The sequence below is a fragment of the uncultured Jannaschia sp. genome (assembly GCF_947494055.1).
Taxonomy (GTDB): Bacteria; Pseudomonadota; Alphaproteobacteria; order Rhodobacterales; family Rhodobacteraceae; genus Jannaschia.
Window position 1 is genome coordinate 1 of sequence record NZ_CANLTR010000018.1, and the last position, 18,286, is coordinate 18,286.

An 18,286-nucleotide genomic window follows, 5' to 3' on the forward strand; every position below is an offset into this window, starting at 1 on the left:
GGGCCGAGATCGAAGCCGTCGTCTGACCTCAACGGGGAAAGGGGACCGCACACCTCAAGCGCAATTGCGCAACAACGACTCGTCGAAGACATCACTTCGGTCGACAATCCATCTTCGACGAACGCCTCGTCTTACCATTCATTACGGTTGAGATGGACCACGAGACTGTGGAATTTCTCTCCTTGCACAGCAACATGGGCCCGCAAGAGCGTAGCGGCCCGGTCGCCGTCGCCCGACTCGATGGCGACAAGGATCGCCGCGTGTTCCGCCCGTGATTCCGCAGGGCGCCCGCGCAGGTGGAGTTGCATCTGCCGGAAGAACATCAGCCGTCGCTGAAGGCGCAATGCTTTCCCGACGAGGAACCTGTTGCCGGAAGCGTCGTAGATGGCTTGGTGAAAGGTCTCGTTCTCGGCGTAATACGCGTTCGGGTCTCCGGCAGGCAGCGCGTTGCCGCAGGCGGTATCGGCTTTGCGAATGGCCTCGACCTGTGACGCGTCGGCACGCCGCGCGGCCAAGCGGCCGCAGGACGCTTCGAGCTCTGCCATGACTTCGAACATCTCCAGGAGTTCGGCCGGTCCGGGCTGGCGCACGAACGTGCCGCGCCGAGGCATCTGAACAACCAGCCCCGTCAGGGCGAGCCGCCCTAGAGCTTCGCGTACGGGGGTGCGGGATACGCCGAACCGTGCCGAAAGCTCGTTCTCATCGAGCCGCACGCCGTTCTCGAATTCCCGCTTCAGAATGGCGATTTCCAGATCGGCCGCGATGCGGTGGGCAGTACTCTGGTCGCCGCGGCTCTGCATGGCGGCAAGATTAGTCTGCCTGTCACTTCCATACAAGCACCCGCCGCTTGCATGCAAAAACGTTGACAGGGCATGCGGTCGTCGTACAGCCTCGCCTCCAGGCCCGGTCACGGGTGGGGAACGCGCTCCGCAACGAGCGCGCAGGGAGGATATCATGAACACTTTAAAGCTGGGCGCGCTCGTCGTGACGGTCGCCGGGATCGGGACGACGGCCACTGCCGAGACGCTGCGTCTCTCGCATCAATGGTCCGAGAACGACGTACGTCATCAGGTGGCACAGGTGATCGCCGACGAGGTCGCCGCGGCCGATGTCGACCTCGACATCCAGATCTACCCCAACCAGACCCTGTTCAAGGCACGCGAGCAGTACACGCCCCTGTCGCGCGGGCAGGTCGACATGATCGTGCTCCCGCTCTCCTACGCGGGCGGACAGCAACCGGCCTACAATCTCACCCTGATGCCGGGACTGGTCCGGAATCTCGATCATGGCGACCGTCTCTCGCATTCGCCCTTCATGGAGCGGATGGAGGAGATCATGGCGGACGACGACGTGATGGTCCTCGTCCATGGTTATCTCGCGGGGGGCTTCGGGTCGAACCAGGGTTGCATCACCGCGCCCGCGGACGTGGAGGGCGTGACCATCCGGGCCGCCGGCAAGGCGTTCGAGCAGATGCTGGCCGGGGCCGGCGCGTCGATCTCCTCCATGGCGTCCTCTGAGATCTATCCGGCGCTGCAGACCGGGGTGCTCGATGCGGCGAACACCTCGTCGGAAAGCTTCGTCAGCTACCGGCTCTACGAACAGCTGGACTGCTACACCCCGGCCGGGGACACCGCGCTATGGTTCATGTACCAGCCCCTCCTGATGAACAAATCGACCTTCGAGGGACTTTCGGAGGAGCAGCAGGCCGCATTGACCGACGCCGCAACGAACGCCGAGGCCTTTTACCTCGAGGAAGGCAAGAAGGGCGACGAGACGGCCACCGAGACCTTCCGCGACGCGGGCGTCGAGATTGCCGAAATGACGCCGGAGGATTTCGATGCCTGGCTCGCCATCGCCCGCGAGACCTCGTTCCCGGCCTTCGTGGAGGAGACGCCCGACGGACAGGCGCTTCTCGATATGGCGTTGGAAGTCGAGTGAGATGCTGAAACTACGGACGACCCCGCCACGATGGCGGGGTTACCCGAACGGAGCATCGCCATGATCGACGCCCGTGCCGAGGCCGACGCACCGCTTGCAATCCGCGCGATCCACGCGGTCTCGACGATCTGCGGCGTGATCGCCGCGGCGATGATCCTGTTCGCCGTGCTGGTCACCTGCCAGATGATCTTCGTGCGGGGCGTGCTCGGCCAATCGACGATCTGGCAGACGGAGGCCGTGATCTACCTCGTGATCGGCGCCACGCTCCTGGGCCTGCCCTATGTCCAGCGCTTGCGGGGCCATGTGGGCGTCGACCTGATCCCCAGCCTCCTCGGCGAAGGCGCGCGCCGGGCTCTGGCGTTGTTCGTGCTCCTCGCCACGATTGCCATGGCTGGGGCCATGGTTTTCTACGGCTGGGAGATGTGGCATCTCGCCTGGTCGCGGAACTGGAAATCCGAATCCGTCTGGGCCTTCCCCCTGTGGATCCCCTATGCCGCGATGCCGCTCGGGTTCCTCCTGTTCCTTCTGCAACTCGCAGCCGATCTCTGGCTTGTGGTGACGGGGCGGGGACAGGTGCTCGCAACCACGGCGCACGGCGTGGACCTCGAGGAGATCGCGGACTGATGGACCCGCTCACCATCGGCGCGCTGGTCGCCGTCTCCACGATCGTCGTGCTCTTCTCCGGCGTCTCCGTCGCCACCGGGCTCCTGCTCGTCGCCACCGGCTTCCTGATCGCCTTCGACGGGATGCGCTCGCTCCCCGCTCTGCCCGAGCTCTTCTTCGCCGAGCTCAACAGCTTCGCGCTCCTGTCCATCCCCATGTTCATCATCATGGGGGCCTCGATCGCCTCCACGCGCGCGGGCGCCGATCTGTACGAGGCGCTGGAACGCTGGTTGACGCGGGTGCCGGGCGGGCTGGTGATCTCGAACCTCGGCGCCTGCGCCCTCTTCGCGGCGATGTCCGGTTCCTCCCCCGCGACATGTGCGGCCATCGGCAAGATGGGTATTCCCGAGATGCGGCGGCGCGGCTATCCCGATGGGGTGGCTGCAGGGTCCATCGCGGCGGGTGGCACGCTGGGCATCCTGATACCACCCTCCGTCACCATGATCGTCTACGGCATCGCGACCGAGACCTCGATCGGCCGCCTGTTCCTCGCGGGTGTCCTTCCGGGCATCCTGCTCGTGGGCCTCTTCATGGCCTGGTCGCTGTTCTCGACCTGGCGCTCGGGCAGCGCAGAGGTGCTGGCGGCGGGCAGCTACTCATGGCGCGAGCGGTTCTCGATCCTGCCCCGTGTGCTGCCCTTCCTCGCCATCATCGTCGGCGTTCTCTTCGCGCTCTACGGCGGCGTCGCCACCCCGTCGGAGACGGCGGCCGTCGGTGCGCTCCTCTGCGTCATCATCGCCGTGGTAATCTACCGGATGTGGAATCCCCGCGATCTCTGGTCCATTCTCAGGGACTCGACGCGCGAAAGCGTGATGATCCTGTTCATCATCGCCGCAGCCGGCGTGTTCTCCTACATGCTCTCCTCGCTCTTCATCACCCAGTCCATCGCCCAGTGGATCGCCGGGCTGGACGTGAACCGCTGGGTGCTGATGGGGATGATCAACGCCTTCCTTTTGGTCGCTGGGTTCTTCCTGCCGCCCGTCGCGGTGATCCTGATGGCGGCGCCGATCCTCTTGCCGGTCATCACGTCGGCCGGGTTCGACCCGATCTGGTTCGCGGTGATACTGACCATCAACATGGAGGTCGGCCTCATCTCGCCGCCCGTGGGGCTCAACCTCTACGTCATCAACGGCATCGCCCCGGACATTTCACTCAGGACGATCCTTCTGGGTTCGTTGCCCTACGTGCTTTGCATGTTCCTAGCCATCCTGCTCCTGTGCATCTTCCCCGGCCTCGCGACCTGGCTTCCGGAAGCGGTCATGGGGCCGGGGATCTATTGAGGACCGGGCCATGAGCCTCTTCGCCGACCTCCTCTCTAACCTCTTCGACCGGCGTCTGCCGGGCCTGCCCCGGCGCCTGGCCGATGCCGAGCGCCGCGACGCGCCGGAACTCGCGCGCGCCTTGATGAAGGCGCCGGGCGAGGACGCGCAGCGCCTTCTCGCGGCGCTGCTCCTCGAACGCTACGACCGGCTCGACGATGCGGAAAAGGTATCCATGTTCCTGCGTCTCGCGCGTGAACTCGACATCGACGCCGAGGCCGTACGCGATAAGCTCGACGCCTACGAGCGCACCCCCGACAAGGACAGCTACCGCGCCTTCGCCACCGCCGCCGAGCCGCGCCGACAGGAGCTGATCCGCCGGGTGAATCGCGTCACCGGCGCGACGGGGCGCATCGTCGCGATCCGTGCCGACCTCCTGCGGCTCGCACGCGGGACGACCGGCGAGGATGCCGACACGCTGGGCGCGCTCGACGAGGATTTCCGGCACCTGTTGTCGAGCTGGTTCAACCGGGGCTTCCTTGTTCTGCGTCCCATCAGCTGGGAGACACCGGCCAACATCCTGGAGAGGATCATTGCCTACGAAGCCGTGCACGAGATCGGATCGTGGGACGGCCTGCGCCGGCGTCTCCAGCCACCCGACCGGCGCTGCTTCGGCTTCTTCCACCCGGCCATGCCCGACGAGCCGCTGATCTTCGTGGAGGTGGCGCTGACGGTCGGCATCCCGGACTCGGTGCAGGCGATCCTCGCAGAAGACCGCGCCGAGATCGCCCCCGAGGACGCCGATACCGCCTGCTTCTACTCCATCTCCAACTGCCAGCCGGGGCTCGCGGGCATCTCCTTCGGCAACTCGCTGATCAAGCAGGTGGTCGCAGACCTTCAGGCCGCGCTGCCGGGACTCAAGACCTTCGTAACCCTGTCGCCGATCCCCTCGCTCATGGATTGGGCGAACGGCGAGGGTCGCGAGCGCGAGGCGCAGGACCCCAAGGCGCTGCGCCGCCTCGCCGCAGATTTTTTACTGAACGCCAAGGGCCGGAGCGGCCAGCCGCGCGACCCGGTGGCCCGCTTCCATCTGGGCAACGGCGCGCTCCTCCACGCGATCCATGCGAGCGCAGACATTTCGGAAAGGGGCATGACGCAGTCGGGCGGCGCGATGGTGAACTATCTCTACGACCTGTCTCGCATCGCCCGGAACCACGAGCGCTTCGCGGAGGCGGGTGAGATCGTCGCCAGCGGCCCGGTGCGCGGACTCCTGGCGGGAAGCGATCGGCAGAAAGGGCGGGGGGACGCGCATGCCTAATCACCTGTGGGCCGCATTGTTCGCGCGACACGAAGGCAGCGACGCGCCGTTCCTTCATCTGCCGGATGGCACGACATGGACGCATGGCGCCTACGTCGCCCGTGCCGCGCGCCTGGCGGCGGTGCTGACGGGCAAAGGCGTCGCGCCCGGCGACCGCGTGGCGGTGCAGGTGGCGAAATCTCCGGATGCCTTGGTCCTTTACGCCGCCTGCGTACGAGCCGGCATCGTGTTCCTACCGCTCAACACCGGCTATACGCCTTCCGAGCTCGACTACTTCGTCTCCGACGCCGACGCGGCGCTGCTCGTCTGCGACCCCGAGACGCTGGATGCGCTTCGACCCGTGGCCGAGGGAGCCGATGCGGGCATTGCCACGCTGGATGCCCTCGTCGCCGAAGCCGAGGGTGCCGAGGTCGCGCCAGTCACGGAACGTCGTGCCGACGATCTCGCGGCGATCCTCTACACGTCCGGGACGACGGGCCGTTCCAAGGGCGCGATGCTGACCCACGCCAATCTCGCCTCCAACGCGGAAGCCCTGTCGGACGCATGGCGGTTCACCGCCGAGGACACGCTGATCCACGCCCTTCCGATCTTTCATACGCACGGTCTCTTCGTCGCGACCAACGTGACCCTGATGGCTGGCGGTGCGCTCATCCTTCAGCCCAAGTTCGATCCGGAGGCGATCCTCGCCGCCATGCCCCGCGCGACCGTGCTGATGGGAGTGCCGACCTTCTACACCCGGCTTCTCGATCAGCCCGACCTTACACGTGATGCGACCCGGGGAATGCGTCTCTTCGTCTCGGGTTCCGCGCCGCTTCTCGCCGAGACTCACCGTCAGTTCGAGTCGCGCACCGGACACCGCATCCTCGAGCGATACGGCATGACCGAGACCAACATGAATGCTTCCAATCCCTATGAGGGCGAGCGGCGACCCGGAACGGTTGGCCCAGCGCTGCCGGGGGTAGAGATCCGCGTGGCCGATGCGGAGGGCCGCCCGGTGTCCGCGGGCGAGGTCGGCACCGTGGAGGTGCGCGGCCCCAACGTGTTCTGTGGCTACTGGCGGATGCCCGACAAGACCGCCGAGGAGATGCGCCCGGACGGGTTCTTCATCACCGGCGATCTCGGCACCCTGTCGGAAGACGGATATCTCGCCATCGTGGGGCGGGCCAAGGATCTCGTGATCTCGGGCGGCTACAACATCTATCCAAAGGAGATCGAGATGCTCCTGGACGAAATACCGGGCATTCTCGAATCCGCGGTGATCGGCGTACCGCACCCCGACATGGGCGAAGGTCTGGTCGGCGTCTTGGTCCCCGAACCCGGAGCCACAATCGACTCCGATGCAGTCATGCGCGCGCTCGACGGCCGCATCGCCCGTTTCAAGCAGCCGCGCCAGCTTGAAACTGTCGAAGAACTACCCCGCAACACCATGGGCAAGGTCCAGAAGGATGTCCTGCGAGGACGCTTCGAGAATGCCTTCAAAACAGATTGACCAGTTGTTTCTCCGCAAATCGCGTAGCACTTTGCGGATCTAACCGTGCATAACTAACATAAGAACGCTTCGGCTTGTCGGGACGTGTAGCCGCAAAGCTAAACTGTCACCCGTGAGCAAATCAGAAGTGTCACTCTGCCCTGTTTGGAACGGGGATGGTGGATGGCATGGGATGGGTGACGATGAGCGAGCGCGAGTTGCGGCGCGTGGAGGTTCTGGCTCAGCTGGATGATGGGCGGATCGATGCGACGTCGGCAGCGCACGTCTTGGCGGTGAGCCGGCGGCAGGTGTTCCGGCTCCTCAAACGGTTCCGCGAGGAAGGTCCTTCGGCGCTGGCTCATCGTGCTCGCGGCCGTGTGCCCAACAACCGGATCGGCGACGCGGTCCGCGAGGTGGCGCTGGACTTGGTCCGGGAGAAGTACTCGGATTTCGGCCCGACGCTGGCGGCAGAGACGCTGACGGAGCGGCACGACCTGCGGGTTTCGCGCGAGACGCTGCGGCGATGGATGGTTGAGGATGGACTGTGGCTGACGCGCAAGGAGCGCCGCCGCTTCCATAGGTCCCGCCTGCGCCGCGAGAGCTTGGGCGAACTTGTGCAGATTGACGGCTCCGACCACCGCTGGTTCGAGGACCGCGCACCGGCCTGCACGCTTCTGGTGTTCGTGGACGACGCGACGAGCCGGCTGATGGAGCTGCGCTTCGTGCCGTCCGAGACGACGTTCGCCTACTTCGCGGCGCTGGAGGGTTACCTCGCCGCGCATGGCCGTCCCGTGGCGTTCTACTCCGACAAGCACAGTGTGTTCCGCGTCGGGCGCCGCGCCCCGAAGACCGGTCACGGGATCACCCAGTTCGGCCGCGCGCTGGAGGAGCTGGGCGTCGAGATCATCTGCGCCGACAGCAGCCAGGCGAAGGGCCGCGTCGAGCGCGCGAACCGCACGCTGCAGGACCGACTGGTGAAGGAGCTCCGCTTGGAGGGGATCTCGGACATGGCGGCGGGCAATGCGTTCCTTCCGGGCTTCTTGGAGCGCTACAATCGCCGCTTCGCCAAGACACCCTACCGACCTGACGATCTGCATCGCCCCCTCAACGTCGGCCCGGACCGGTTGCGGGCGATCCTGTGCCTGCGCGAGCATCGCTATGTCGGTGCGCAGCTGTCGTTCCGCTTCGAGCGCAACCGGGTGATCCTCGACGAAACCGAGGTCACGCGCGGACTGGCAGGCAAGTATGTCGAGACGCTGGTCTTCCCCGACGGCGGATTCGAGGTCCGCTGGAACGGGATGGTCCTGTCCTACCGGGTGTTCTCCGAGGACCAGCAGCGCGTCACGCAGGCATCGATCGTGGCCAACAAGAACCTCTCCGCCGTGCTCGAGCACATCAAGGCCGAGCAAGAGAAGGCGAAGCCGACCAGACAGCCCGTGCAACGGACGCGCTACACACCGAACGGTCGGCGAAACGACGGCTGGAACTCGCTGGCGGCGCGCAAGAAGAAGGCGGATGCGACGACGAAAGCCGGCGCCCGCGGGGCCGGGCGAACCTCCGATCCTTGACGTCTCCGGTCCGCCCGGCCCCGCCCCCGAACGGCTCGCCTGACCCCCCTACTGGTGACGCTCCTGCTTTGCAGACCCAGTGACACTTCTGGATGGTTGCAACAGGACGGGTCTGTGGGCGCTACTTCCAACTGCGACTTTCCTTCGATGACAATGCTTTGTCAGATGGAAAGAGATGGAAATGGGCATGAGATACACGCAACTGAGCGTCGAGGAACGGCGGAAGATCGAGCGCTGGCGATCGGCGAAGATCTCCTGTGACGTGATGGCGCGCGTGTTGGGTCGGCACCGCAGCACGATCTTTCGCGAGCTTGGGCGCAATCATTTCCAGGACTACGATTTCCCGAAGGTCGCGGGATACTTCGCGATGGCGGCGCAACCCGGGCGCTGTTGGCCTGGCGTTGCGCCTGGGCGGGATGATCGTGTCGGCGCCGCGGGCGGCGATGGCGTCGCGGCAGGCCCGACCGTCACAGGCGCCGTCCACTGCCCGGCAGGGTCATGCGAAGCATGATCCCGAGAGGGGACGAGCAGGTGCAGCGGCCCGCCCGAGCCGCGGTAGGGCAACTGGACGGCCAGCGTCTTCTGGCGTCGACACAGCGTCGAGACAGCGTCGAGACTGAGGAGGATCAGCGAGCCTTCCAGTGGAAGGATCGCCCGACGAAGGGCACCGGCCGGTCGAGCCCCGCCAGTCGCAGCAGGCTCGCCACGAAGCCCGTCGTCTGCCTGAGCGGCAGGCCGAACAGAACCTTCACAGTCAGGCACGCCTGGATCGCGTTCGTCGGGGAAACGGTCCACTGGACCGTTTCCTGACCCTCCTCACCGCTGTAGACCGGCTGCGCGCCGCGCTTGCCGGACGGCGCCGCATGCCAAGGTCTCGAGGGGTCGAGGGGTCGAGGGGTCGAGGGGTCGAACCAACCTTTCGTGACATTGCTGCGCAATGCACTGTCGGTCAGCGGACGGTCAGCGACCCACGCTCCCGCAGCAAGGCATTGTAAGACGACCAGTTCAGGGTGAGGTAGCGGCTGGACGCGGGCTTGGACACGCCGCCCAGCTATGTCGCCGAACTCACGATGTGAATCCCGGGGCCGGCTTCGTGCAACAACGCCTCCGCCGACAACTGAGAGCGCACACGACGCGCGGGTTCGGTGTGACGCCATCTCAAGCCAGGGCGCCGAAACGCCACGGCATTCCTTCAGTCCAGTGACAGTCGCGCTTTCCTCCGCCCCGGTGCGATGCCCGGACCTTCGGCCGCCGGGGCGCCGAACTCGAGGTTCGTATCGCCATCCTTAACGGATAGACGATGCGCGGCACTCCAATTCGCCACACACCGGCCAACCGGCTGACGAGGGCGATAGCAGGATTTGGCCTCCCAAGCCTTGGCTCGACAAGGCTGCCCTCAGCTCGAACGCCACTCCGAGAGGCCATTCCGGCCGCACCCGATCATCTCCGGCGACAATTAACCGAAGTTTCCGAACAATTGCGCATCGCGGATTTCGGCAACAATTTCGCAAGACTCTCCCGCAATTGGTGCCGCGCAGATTCTTACCGGTAAAGCGGCCTTATTGAGGCGAAAGGAGTTCGAGGTGAAGATTTCAAAACTGATATTCGTGGCGTTCATTGCGGTCGGCATTTTCGCGGCCGGAAAGTTCGCCCTTTCCGTGAACAATTCGTGGCGGGACTATCGCACCGTCGCGCGCATGGCCGAAGCGAGCAAGGCGAACTCCGCCTGGGCGGCCGGGACGATCGCGCTGTCGCTCGAGCGCAGCGTCACGCAGGTCGCTCTCTCGCTCGACGAGCCGACCCCCGCCGAGTTCCGCCAGCTGATCGCGGCACAGCGTCAGGAAGCGGCGCGCCTGTTCGACGAGGCGATCGCGATCACCGCCGCCGCCCCGGCCTCCGCGGCGCAGTCGTCGTTCCTCGCCGATTCCGCCGCGTCCATCGACGCCGTCGCCGCGCTGCGAACCGAGATTGACGCGATGCTGGCCCTGCCGAAAGCGGAACGGAACGCCGTCCGCGCGAAGGCGCTGCCCTTCGAGCTGAAGGGCGAAATCTTGCAGATGAAGGCCGACGGCCTTCTCCTGACCCCGACCAACAGCGTCAGCTCGGACGTCTCGGCCGCGCTCGTCGGCGTGCAGGACCGGGCATGGGAGGTCCGCGAATTCGGCGGCCGGGCGCGCACCTACTTCGCCATCGCGACGCTGAACGGGACGCGGGTTCCCGAGGATTACCTCAACCTCATCGCGGCCGACGAGAAGCGCGCGGCGACGGCGTGGACGTCGCTCCTCAACCTCGCCACCGCGAGCGAGCTGCCGCAGCCGATCCTCGACCGCATCGAGATCGGCCGGACCCTCTACTTCGAGGACTACATCGCCCTGACCGAGACCCTGATGGAGATCTCGACGGCCGCGCCCGAAGGGGCGCCGTCCTATCCGCTGGGCTTCCCGGCCTTCTTCGAGCGCTCGAACGAGGCGCTGGACCACATGACGGCCCTGTCGAACCTGGCCGGTGCCGAGCTCGTCACCTACTGGGAAGACCGCCGCACGAACGCGCTGATCTTCCTCGTCGCCAACCTGGCGCTGCTGGCGGCGCTCGGCGGGGTGATCGCGTTCGCGCTGTCGCTGCTGCGCAAGCGTCTGGTCTCCCGCCTGGAGGCGACGACCGAGGCGCTGGAGGTGCTCTCGACCGGCAAGCTCGACGTCGAGATCGACACCCGGGACAACGACCTCGTCGAGGTGGCCCGTCTCGTGGCCGCGCTCGAGGTGTTCCGCGACAACATGCGCCGCACCGACCGCCTCCGCCAGACGCTTCAGAACGTGCTGTCGAACGCGCTGTCGAACGCGGAATCCGTGGCCCGCGCCGCGACCGACCTGCAGCATTCCTCGGCGCGCATCAGCAAGGGCGCGGAATCGCAGGCCGCCTCGGCGCAGCAGGCCAGCGCGGCGATCGAGCAGATGTCGACGAGCATCGGCCAGTCGGCGGTCAACGCGGGCGAGACCGACAAGATCGCGACCAAGGCCTCCGCCAAGGCGCAGGCCTCCGGCAAGGCCGTCGCCGGCGCCGTGAAGGCGGTGCAGGAGATCGTCCAGAAGATCGGCGTCGTCCAGGAGATCGCCCGGCAGACGGACCTTCTCGCGCTGAACGCCGCGGTCGAGGCGGCCCGTGCGGGGCAGCACGGCCGGGGCTTCGCCGTGGTGGCCGCCGAGGTCCGCAAGCTGGCGGAGCGCAGCCAGGTCGCGGCCGCGGAGATCTCCCGGCTCTCCTCGACGACCGTGGAGGCGGCGGGCCATGCGAGCGGCCAGATCGACGAACTCGTCCCCGAGATCCAGAAGACGGCCGATCTGGTCCAGGAGATCTCGGCCGCGGCGCGCGAGCAGAGCATCGGCGCGGAGCAGATCACGCGGTCGATCCACGAGCTCGACCACGTGATCCAGCAGAACGCCGCGACCTCCGACGAGGCGCGCGAGCTGGCTCAGGACCTCTCGGTCCAGGCCGACGAACTCAAGCGCACGATCGGCGAGTTCGACGAGGACGGCACGGCGGAGCCGGTCGAGGCGCCCGAACGCATGCCGGCCCCCGCCCTGCAACTGGCCGCCTGACGGGACGCCCCGCCCCGACGAAGCGGCCGTGACGACAGGTTCGGCCCCGGCGCCCCGGCCGCGAATACGCGGCCGGGGCTTCCGGTTTCCGCGAAATGACACACCGGTTTCCGTTCAGCCCAACTGACCTCGGGCCGGCATCTGACGCCATAAATCGCGCCGGGACCCCGATCGGGTCTCGGTCCGGGAATGCCCCGACCCGACACGCCCCGGTCCGATCGTCCGGCAAGCGCGACTTCCAGAGGATACTCCCCGGCGCCAGCGGTCCTGCAGGCGCGGATCGTTTTCGCAACGCGAGACAACCATTCAAGGTCGCGATCACCGCGACCATGCGGACGCTCCTGTTGCGCGCCAACACATTGCCGAAGGAAAACCGGCCCGGGGTGACGCAACCTAGGCTGGTCGTTCGCTATGGGATGTTCGAGCTCACGCAATGCAGGACGAAGCTACCGGTCGAAATCTCTGCACCCAAGTCTGCTATAAGAACTCGGAAATGCAGAACCGTTCCTGCGGAATAGCGTCTAATACATCGATTTTCGGTACTTTTCTTCCAAACCAGCGTCCAGCTCCTCCATTTCCTCGGGGTCAGCGGGAGCACCGGTCGTTTGGTCCAGAATGATGTTCATCAAGGACGGAACATCCTTTCTGTCCTGATGATGATCCTGCTGCCAGAGCTTTGACCTTCTGAAAGCCTTGGCGCAATGAATGAAAACCTCCTCGACATGAACCGCGATCGCAATGGTGGGGATCCTGTCGTTCACCGCCATCAACGACAGGATATCGGGATCACGCGTCAATTGTGCATGACCGTTCACCCGCATCGTATCGTCGAAACCGGGAACCATGAACAGCAGCCCAACATTCGGATTCGTGGTGATATTCGACAACGTATCGAGACGATTGTTACCGGGTCGGTCGGGAATCAGGAGTGTTCGGTCATCGAGGATCTTGACGAAGCCGCAAGGGTCGCCTCTCGGACTCACATCAGCGCGGCCATTTCCGGACTGGGTCCCGATACACACGAACGGAGACCGTTCTATGAATGACCGGGCGTGCTTGTCCACGTAATCGAGGCATTTCCGAACCGCGATCTCGTGGGTCGCCGGAAAGAGACGTCTGAGGTCTTCCTCGTCGCTGATTAGAAACTCGGATTTCAGTTTGGCTCCCGCCCCCGTGTTTTTGGCTTCGCTATTGTCGGTATCTGTCATCAGCCAATCTTTCGAATTCTCGAAACCATCGTTTCGGACCTTCTTTCTCACTGTCGAAAATGTCAATTTGGCCTCCGAGCCGCCGCGCGCCGCAGCCGGAACGAACGGCGGCATTCGGTTCGACGCCGCCGATCCGGACCTTCGGTGCGCGGAGGTCTCCGGTCCGGTCGGCCCGTCGCGGAGCCTCGGACCTTGCGCGTCAAGACGGACGCTGCCCTATCGGACGAGCTCGACCCGCACCGCCAGGGCCTCGGCCACCCGGGCCCAGGCCCGGTCCGCCGTCACGGCCGGAAGCCCCAGATGCCGGGCCAGGGCCAGGCAGGCCCGGTCGCCGTGGCTCAGACCGTGCGCCCGCGTCTGCGGGATCATCGCGCCCCCCTCCACGGCAAGGTCGACGGTCAGGTCGTGCAGCCCCTCGAGCGCGAGGTCGGTGACGGTGGCGGCCGCGACCTCGCGCGTGCCCCCGTCCCGCACGATCTTCGAGACCAGCTCCTGCACGTTGACCGTGGAGACCACCGCGCCGCGGTCGAGCCACTCGGCGGCGAGGTCGGCGCCCGGCTCGTCGAGCAGATAGGCCAGCAGCGCGGAGGTATCCGCCACGCAGGCGGGCATCAGAGGCCGGCTCCGTCCGCGGCGCCATCGTCGTCGCCTTCGCGGCGCGCCTCGGCGCGCCGCTCCGCGATCAGTTCGTCCACCACGCCGGATCGCGCGGCGTACAGGTCCTGCAGGCGCGCCCGGGCACGCGCGCGGGAGCGGGCCGCCGTGGTGATCTCGATCCGGTCGCCGTCCGACCGGACGACGACGCGGTCGCCCTTTCCCACCCCGAGCGCGCGGCGCAACTCCGCGGGCAGGATCATGCGACCGTTCTCCTGAAGGGGTATCCTGTAGCTCGGCACGACCCGGATCTCCGATTCCTGTCCAGTCACACGCTATATGACCCCGACCCGCGGCGAAAGCCATATCGCGGGGCAATGGACCGTGCTCCCGACAGATCGCGCCGGGATCAGCGCCCCGGCCACCCGCAGGCGGCGCTCTCCACGTAGACGGTATAGACGGACGTCGTCGCGGCGATGAACAGGCGGTTGCCGCGCGGCCCCCCGAAGGCGAGGTTCGCGACCACTTCCGGCACGCGGATACGCCCCAGCCGCACGCCCGCCGCGTCGAAGACCTGCACGCCGTCGCCCGCCGAGCACCAGATATGGCCGTGCCGATCCACCCGCAGCCCGTCGGGCAATCCGGCATCGACCGCGAACAGGTCGCGCCCCGGTCCGCAGCGCCCCGCCTCCACCGGGAACGCCCGGACGACGGGGGGAACGTCCGGATCGTGGCTCGAACCGCTTTCGGCCACGTAGAGCGTGCGCTCGTCCGGGGCGAAGGCCAACCCGTTCGGCTGCACGAACGCGTCGTCGATGACCCGGTCGAGACCGCCCTCGGGCCCCGCGCGGTAGACCCCGTTGCAGGGCTGCTCCCGCGCGGCCCGGTGGCCCTCGTAATCGCCGAGGATGCCGTAGGTCGGATCGGTGAACCAGATCGCGCCGTCCGACGACACGACGACATCGTTGGGGGAGTTCAGCCGCCGCCCCTCGTAGGCGTCGGCGATCACCGTGACCTGTCCATCGGCTTCGGTCCGCGTGACCGAGCGGGTGCCGTGGTGGCAGGACACCATACGCCCCTCCCGGTCGCGGGTATGGCCGTTGGCGAAGCCGGACCGGTCCCGGAAGACCGACACGTCGCCCTCCGGCGTGATCCGCAGGATGCGGTCGTTCGGGATGTCGGAGACGTGGAGGACGCCGAAGGCCGGGAACCAGACCGGCCCCTCGGCCCAGCGAAGGCCGGTCGCCAGCCGCTCAAGATGCGCATTCGGCTGGATCAGCGCGCGGAACCGGGAATCCTCGATCTCGTAGATGGGTTGCATGGCCTACCTCGCTGTCCGGGACCGGGTGCCGAGCGCCACGATGCCGACGATGATCACGCCGGTGAGCAGGAGACGCACCCCGGCCCCGAGACCGTAGGAATTGAGCATCGAGACGATCAGGAACAGGAACATGGCGCCCGCCGGCACGCCCGGCACGTTCGACCGTCCGCCGCCGATGGAGGAGCCGCCGATCACGACGACGGCGATGGAGGAGAGCAGGTATTCCTGCCCCATGTTGAGCGCCGCCCCGCCGGCGAAGCAGGCGAGGAGGAACCCCGTCACGCCCGCCAGCGCGGCGCTCAGCAGGTAGGTCGCGCAGCGCACGCGCTCCACCGCGATGCCCGCGAACCGCGCCGCCCGGAGGTTCTGGCCGATGGCCGTCACCTCCCGCCCGTAGCGCGCCCGTTCCAGCGCCACCCAGGCCAGGAGGCAGGCCGCCAGCGCGATGTAGGCGACGTTGGGCAACCCCAGCGTGCGGCCCAGCATCAGGTCCGACAGCAGGTCCGGCGGCTTGATCCGCAGGCCCCGGTTCGACCAGATCGCCAGCGACTGGTAGACGAAGGACGCCGCGAGCGTGGCGATGATGGGCGGGATCCGGAGCAGCAGGATCAGCGCGTAGTTGACGAGCCCCGCCCCGAGGCCGACGGCCAGCGCCACGGCGAGCCCCGGCAGCGCCAGGGCCCCTGCCCCGCCCATGAACTTCAGCGACAGCGTGGCCGCAAGCGTCATCGTGGCCGGGATCGACAGGTCGATGTTCCCCGGGCCGAGCGTGATGACGAACATCTGCCCCAGCCCCACCAGCACCGTGAAGGCCGAGAAGGTCAGCGCCGCGACGAGCAGTCCCGCGATCCCCTGCGACTGGCTGATCGCGGCGGTGGCCGCGAAGGCGGCGAACGCCGCGAGCCAGGCCCAGATCCACGGCCGGTCCAGCAGCGCGCTCATCGGGCCCGCCGCCCGAACAGGAGCCGCGCGGCCAGCACCGCGATCAGGATCACGCCCTGCGCGCCGATCTGCCAGTCGGGCGACAGGCGCAGGAACGACAGGAAGCTGCCGGCGAGCGTCAGCGTCAGCGCGCCGATCACCGCGCCCACGGGCGAGACCCGGCCGCCGGTGAACTCCCCGCCGCCCAGGATCACGCCGGCGATCGACAGGAGCGTGTAGCGCAGCGCGATATTGGCGTCGGCCGCCGTCGACAGCCCGACCAGCGCCATTCCCGACAGCACCGCGAAGAGGCCGGCGAGCCCGTAGGCCGCCGCGCGAAGCGCCACGGGCGACCACCCTGCCCGGCCGAGCGAGCGCGCATTGCCGCCGAGACCCCGCAGGAGCACGCCGAAGGACGAGCGCATCACGACGAGATGCGCCGCCAGCGCGATTGCCGCCGAGGCCAGCACCGCCATCGGCACGAGCGGCGGCTTCACCGTCATGACCGCGCGCAGCCAGCCCGGCGCGCTGCCCCCCGGCGACGGCAGCAGCAGGACGGCGAGCCCGCCCCAGGCGAAGGACATGCCGAGCGTGACCACGATCGCCGGCAGCCGCCGCGCCTCGATCAGCGCGCCGAGCGCCGCGTAGGCCAGGATCGCGGCGGCGAGCGCGGCATAGCCGAGGCCGGGCGCATCGACGACGAGCGTCGCGGTCACGCAGGCGACGAAGCTCACGAAGGCCCCCATCGACAGGTCGATGTCGCCCACCATGATGACGATCATCTGCGCGACCGTGGCGAGCGCCACCGGCACGGCAAGGTTGAAGAGCAGGTTCAGCCCCAGATAGCTCATCGCCCGCGGCTGCAGCCAGAACACCGCCGCCAGCAGGATCGCCAGCGACAGCACCGGCAGCAGGATGCGGATGTCGAGGCGGGGCGTCACGCCGTCGCCGCCATCTCGAAGGAGTTCGCCACGATGGCCTCCTCGGTGATCGCGTCCCCCGCCAGCTCGGTGCCGATCCGGCCGTTGCGATAGACGAAGACCCGGTCGCAGAGCCGGATCTCGTCCGTCTCGGTGGAGTACCACACAAAGGTGCGCCCGGCCTCGGCCTCCGCACGGATGATCTCGTAGACCTGCGCCTTGGTGCCGACATCGACGCCGCGCATGGGATCGTCCATGACGACGATCGGCGCCTCGGTGGCCAGCGCGCGCGCGAAGAGCACCTTCTGCTGGTTGCCGCCCGACAGCGACAGGATCGGCGCGGAGAGGTCCCCGGTGCGGATGCCGATCCGCGCCTGCCAGTCTTGGGCCAGCGCCGCCTCCGCCCCCCGGTCGATCGTTCCGCGCCGGACCAGTCCGCCGAGCCGGGCCGCGGAGACGTTGCGCCGGATCGACCAGAGCGGGAAGATCCCGTCGCGGGCCCGGTCGCCCGCCACGAAGACGGCGCGCGGCGCACGCCCCCTGCCCCAGTCCGAGGCCAGCGAGAGGTAGAGCCGCGACAACGCCGCCGCCTGCCCGTGACCGGCAAGCCCGGCAAGCCCGACGATCTCGCCCGCCCGCGCCGACAGGTCGTGACCGGGCCCGAGGATGTCGGGGCCCTCGGGCGCGACGCGGGCGGTGGCCGCGACCTCGGTCGCGACATGGCCCATTGCGGCGACGAGGCTGTCCTGGGTGAAGGCGCGCGCGGGCCGGTCCTCGGTGATGCGCCCGTCCTTCATCACCGCGATGCGGTCCGCGATCGCGAAGACCTCGGCCATCATGTGGCTAATGAAGATGACCGACCCGCCCGCCGCGCAGAAGGCGCGGACATGGGCGACGAGCTGCGCGGCGATCGACGCGTCGAGCGACGAGGTCGGCTCGTCCAGGATGACGAGCCGCGCGGGCTCGGCCCCCTCGGCGAAGCCCATCGCGATCTCGACCATTTGCCGCTCGGCCAGGGTCAGGTCGCCGACCGGCGCGCGGGTCGCGATCCCGTGCCCGGGAAAGATCGCGTCGAACGCCCCCCGCATCCGGTCGGCGGCCCGCTTGCGCCAGCCCCGCCCTGTCAGGTCGCGCTGCGCGATCCTGAGGTTCTCGAGCAGGGTGAGGTTCGGCGCCAGCGACAGCTCCTGGTGGACCGCCCGGATGCCCGCGCTCCGCCGCGCCTCGACACGGCGCGCGCCCGTTGGACCCTCCGCCCCGTCCCCGCCCTCGGGGCCGGGATAGACCACCCGTCCCTCGCTCGGCGCGAAGACCGCGTTGACCAGGTTGACCAGCGTGGACTTTCCGGCCCCGTTATGGCCGACCAGCGCCACGCATTCCCCCGGCCGGACCGCGAAGTCCAAGGGATGCAGCGCCCGGACCGCGCCGAAGGCCCGGCCCGCACCGTCGAGCCGGACGATCGGGGTCCGCCCGGGCGCCGCGCCCGGGGCGCGGGCCGTTCCGTCTCCCACG

15 protein-coding genes and 2 pseudogenes are annotated in these 18,286 nt (G+C 67.6%); 8 read left to right on the forward strand and 9 right to left on the reverse strand.

The genetic code is table 11. The features are described 5' to 3' along the window. Positions 1-131 precede the first annotated feature (131 nt). A complete protein-coding gene (locus Q1A87_RS14165; RefSeq protein ID WP_299652447.1) occupies positions 132-800 on the reverse strand; it encodes a GntR family transcriptional regulator in 669 nt (222 codons plus the stop codon). A 154-nt stretch (positions 801-954) separates the two neighbouring features. Between Q1A87_RS14165 and dctP the strand changes: the two genes are divergently transcribed. From dctP to Q1A87_RS14200, 7 genes and pseudogenes are all read left to right on the forward strand, one after another. Continuing rightward, positions 955-1,938: a TRAP transporter substrate-binding protein DctP gene (gene dctP, locus Q1A87_RS14170; protein WP_299652449.1), complete on the forward strand. Its 984-nt coding sequence runs from the start codon at positions 955-957 to the stop codon at positions 1,936-1,938. A 60-nt stretch (positions 1,939-1,998) separates the two neighbouring features. Further along, positions 1,999-2,562, forward strand: a complete 564-nt coding sequence (locus tag Q1A87_RS14175) for a TRAP transporter small permease subunit (RefSeq protein WP_299652451.1) — start codon at positions 1,999-2,001, stop codon at positions 2,560-2,562. Further along, positions 2,562-3,881 (forward strand): TRAP transporter large permease, encoded by a 1,320-nt coding sequence (locus tag Q1A87_RS14180; protein ID WP_299652453.1) that lies wholly within the window; start codon positions 2,562-2,564, stop codon positions 3,879-3,881. The genes Q1A87_RS14175 and Q1A87_RS14180 overlap by 1 nt, the downstream gene beginning before the upstream one ends. Positions 3,882-3,891: 10 nt before the next feature. Beyond that, positions 3,892-5,178: a malonyl-CoA decarboxylase gene (locus tag Q1A87_RS14185; protein ID WP_299652455.1), complete on the forward strand. Its 1,287-nt coding sequence runs from the start codon at positions 3,892-3,894 to the stop codon at positions 5,176-5,178. Beyond that, entirely contained in the window at positions 5,171-6,667 is a 1,497-nt protein-coding gene (locus tag Q1A87_RS14190) for a malonyl-CoA synthase (RefSeq protein ID WP_299652457.1), read from the forward strand. Before Q1A87_RS14185 ends, Q1A87_RS14190 begins: the two co-directional genes overlap by 8 nt. 167 nt (positions 6,668-6,834) lie before the next feature. Next, positions 6,835-8,214, forward strand: a complete 1,380-nt coding sequence (locus tag Q1A87_RS14195) for an ISNCY family transposase (RefSeq protein WP_299652459.1) — start codon at positions 6,835-6,837, stop codon at positions 8,212-8,214. 187 nt (positions 8,215-8,401) lie between these two features. Further along, positions 8,402-8,524: pseudogene (locus Q1A87_RS14200) on the forward strand (helix-turn-helix domain-containing protein); the annotation flags it as partial. An 81-nt stretch (positions 8,525-8,605) separates the two neighbouring features. Here the strand turns inward: Q1A87_RS14200 and Q1A87_RS14205 are convergent. After that, positions 8,606-9,256 (reverse strand): annotated as a pseudogene (locus tag Q1A87_RS14205) (transposase); the annotation flags it as partial. A gap of 541 nt (positions 9,257-9,797) precedes the next feature. Between Q1A87_RS14205 and Q1A87_RS14210 the strand changes: the two are divergent. Further along, complete coding sequence (locus tag Q1A87_RS14210) at positions 9,798-11,810, forward strand: methyl-accepting chemotaxis protein (RefSeq protein WP_299652461.1); 2,013 nt, start codon at positions 9,798-9,800, stop codon at positions 11,808-11,810. A 521-nt stretch (positions 11,811-12,331) separates the two neighbouring features. Here Q1A87_RS14210 and Q1A87_RS14215 read toward each other — a convergent pair. The 7 genes from Q1A87_RS14215 to Q1A87_RS14245 all read right to left on the reverse strand — a co-directional run bounded on the left by Q1A87_RS14215 (position 12,332) and on the right by Q1A87_RS14245 (position 18,285). Beyond that, positions 12,332-13,132 (reverse strand): pyridoxamine 5'-phosphate oxidase family protein, encoded by an 801-nt coding sequence (locus Q1A87_RS14215; RefSeq protein ID WP_299652463.1) that lies wholly within the window; start codon positions 13,130-13,132, stop codon positions 12,332-12,334. A gap of 102 nt (positions 13,133-13,234) precedes the next feature. Beyond that, the gene (locus Q1A87_RS14220; RefSeq protein ID WP_299652465.1) at positions 13,235-13,630 is read right to left on the reverse strand and encodes a type II toxin-antitoxin system VapC family toxin; all 396 of its coding nucleotides are present in this window, start codon (positions 13,628-13,630) and stop codon (positions 13,235-13,237) included. After that, positions 13,630-13,944: an AbrB/MazE/SpoVT family DNA-binding domain-containing protein gene (locus Q1A87_RS14225; protein ID WP_363323005.1), complete on the reverse strand. Its 315-nt coding sequence runs from the start codon at positions 13,942-13,944 to the stop codon at positions 13,630-13,632. Before Q1A87_RS14225 ends, Q1A87_RS14220 begins: the two co-directional genes overlap by 1 nt. A gap of 77 nt (positions 13,945-14,021) precedes the next feature. Next, on the reverse strand, positions 14,022-14,933 hold the full coding sequence (locus Q1A87_RS14230; protein WP_299652468.1) for an SMP-30/gluconolactonase/LRE family protein: 912 nt from the start codon (positions 14,931-14,933) through the stop codon (positions 14,022-14,024). 3 nt (positions 14,934-14,936) lie between these two features. Beyond that, positions 14,937-15,875 (reverse strand): ABC transporter permease, encoded by a 939-nt coding sequence (locus Q1A87_RS14235; RefSeq protein WP_299652470.1) that lies wholly within the window; start codon positions 15,873-15,875, stop codon positions 14,937-14,939. Then, positions 15,872-16,795 (reverse strand): ABC transporter permease, encoded by a 924-nt coding sequence (locus Q1A87_RS14240; protein WP_299652472.1) that lies wholly within the window; start codon positions 16,793-16,795, stop codon positions 15,872-15,874. Before Q1A87_RS14240 ends, Q1A87_RS14235 begins: the two co-directional genes overlap by 4 nt. Then, on the reverse strand, positions 16,792-18,285 hold the full coding sequence (locus Q1A87_RS14245; RefSeq protein WP_299652474.1) for a sugar ABC transporter ATP-binding protein: 1,494 nt from the start codon (positions 18,283-18,285) through the stop codon (positions 16,792-16,794). The genes Q1A87_RS14240 and Q1A87_RS14245 overlap by 4 nt, the downstream gene beginning before the upstream one ends. Position 18,286 lies beyond the last annotated feature (1 nt).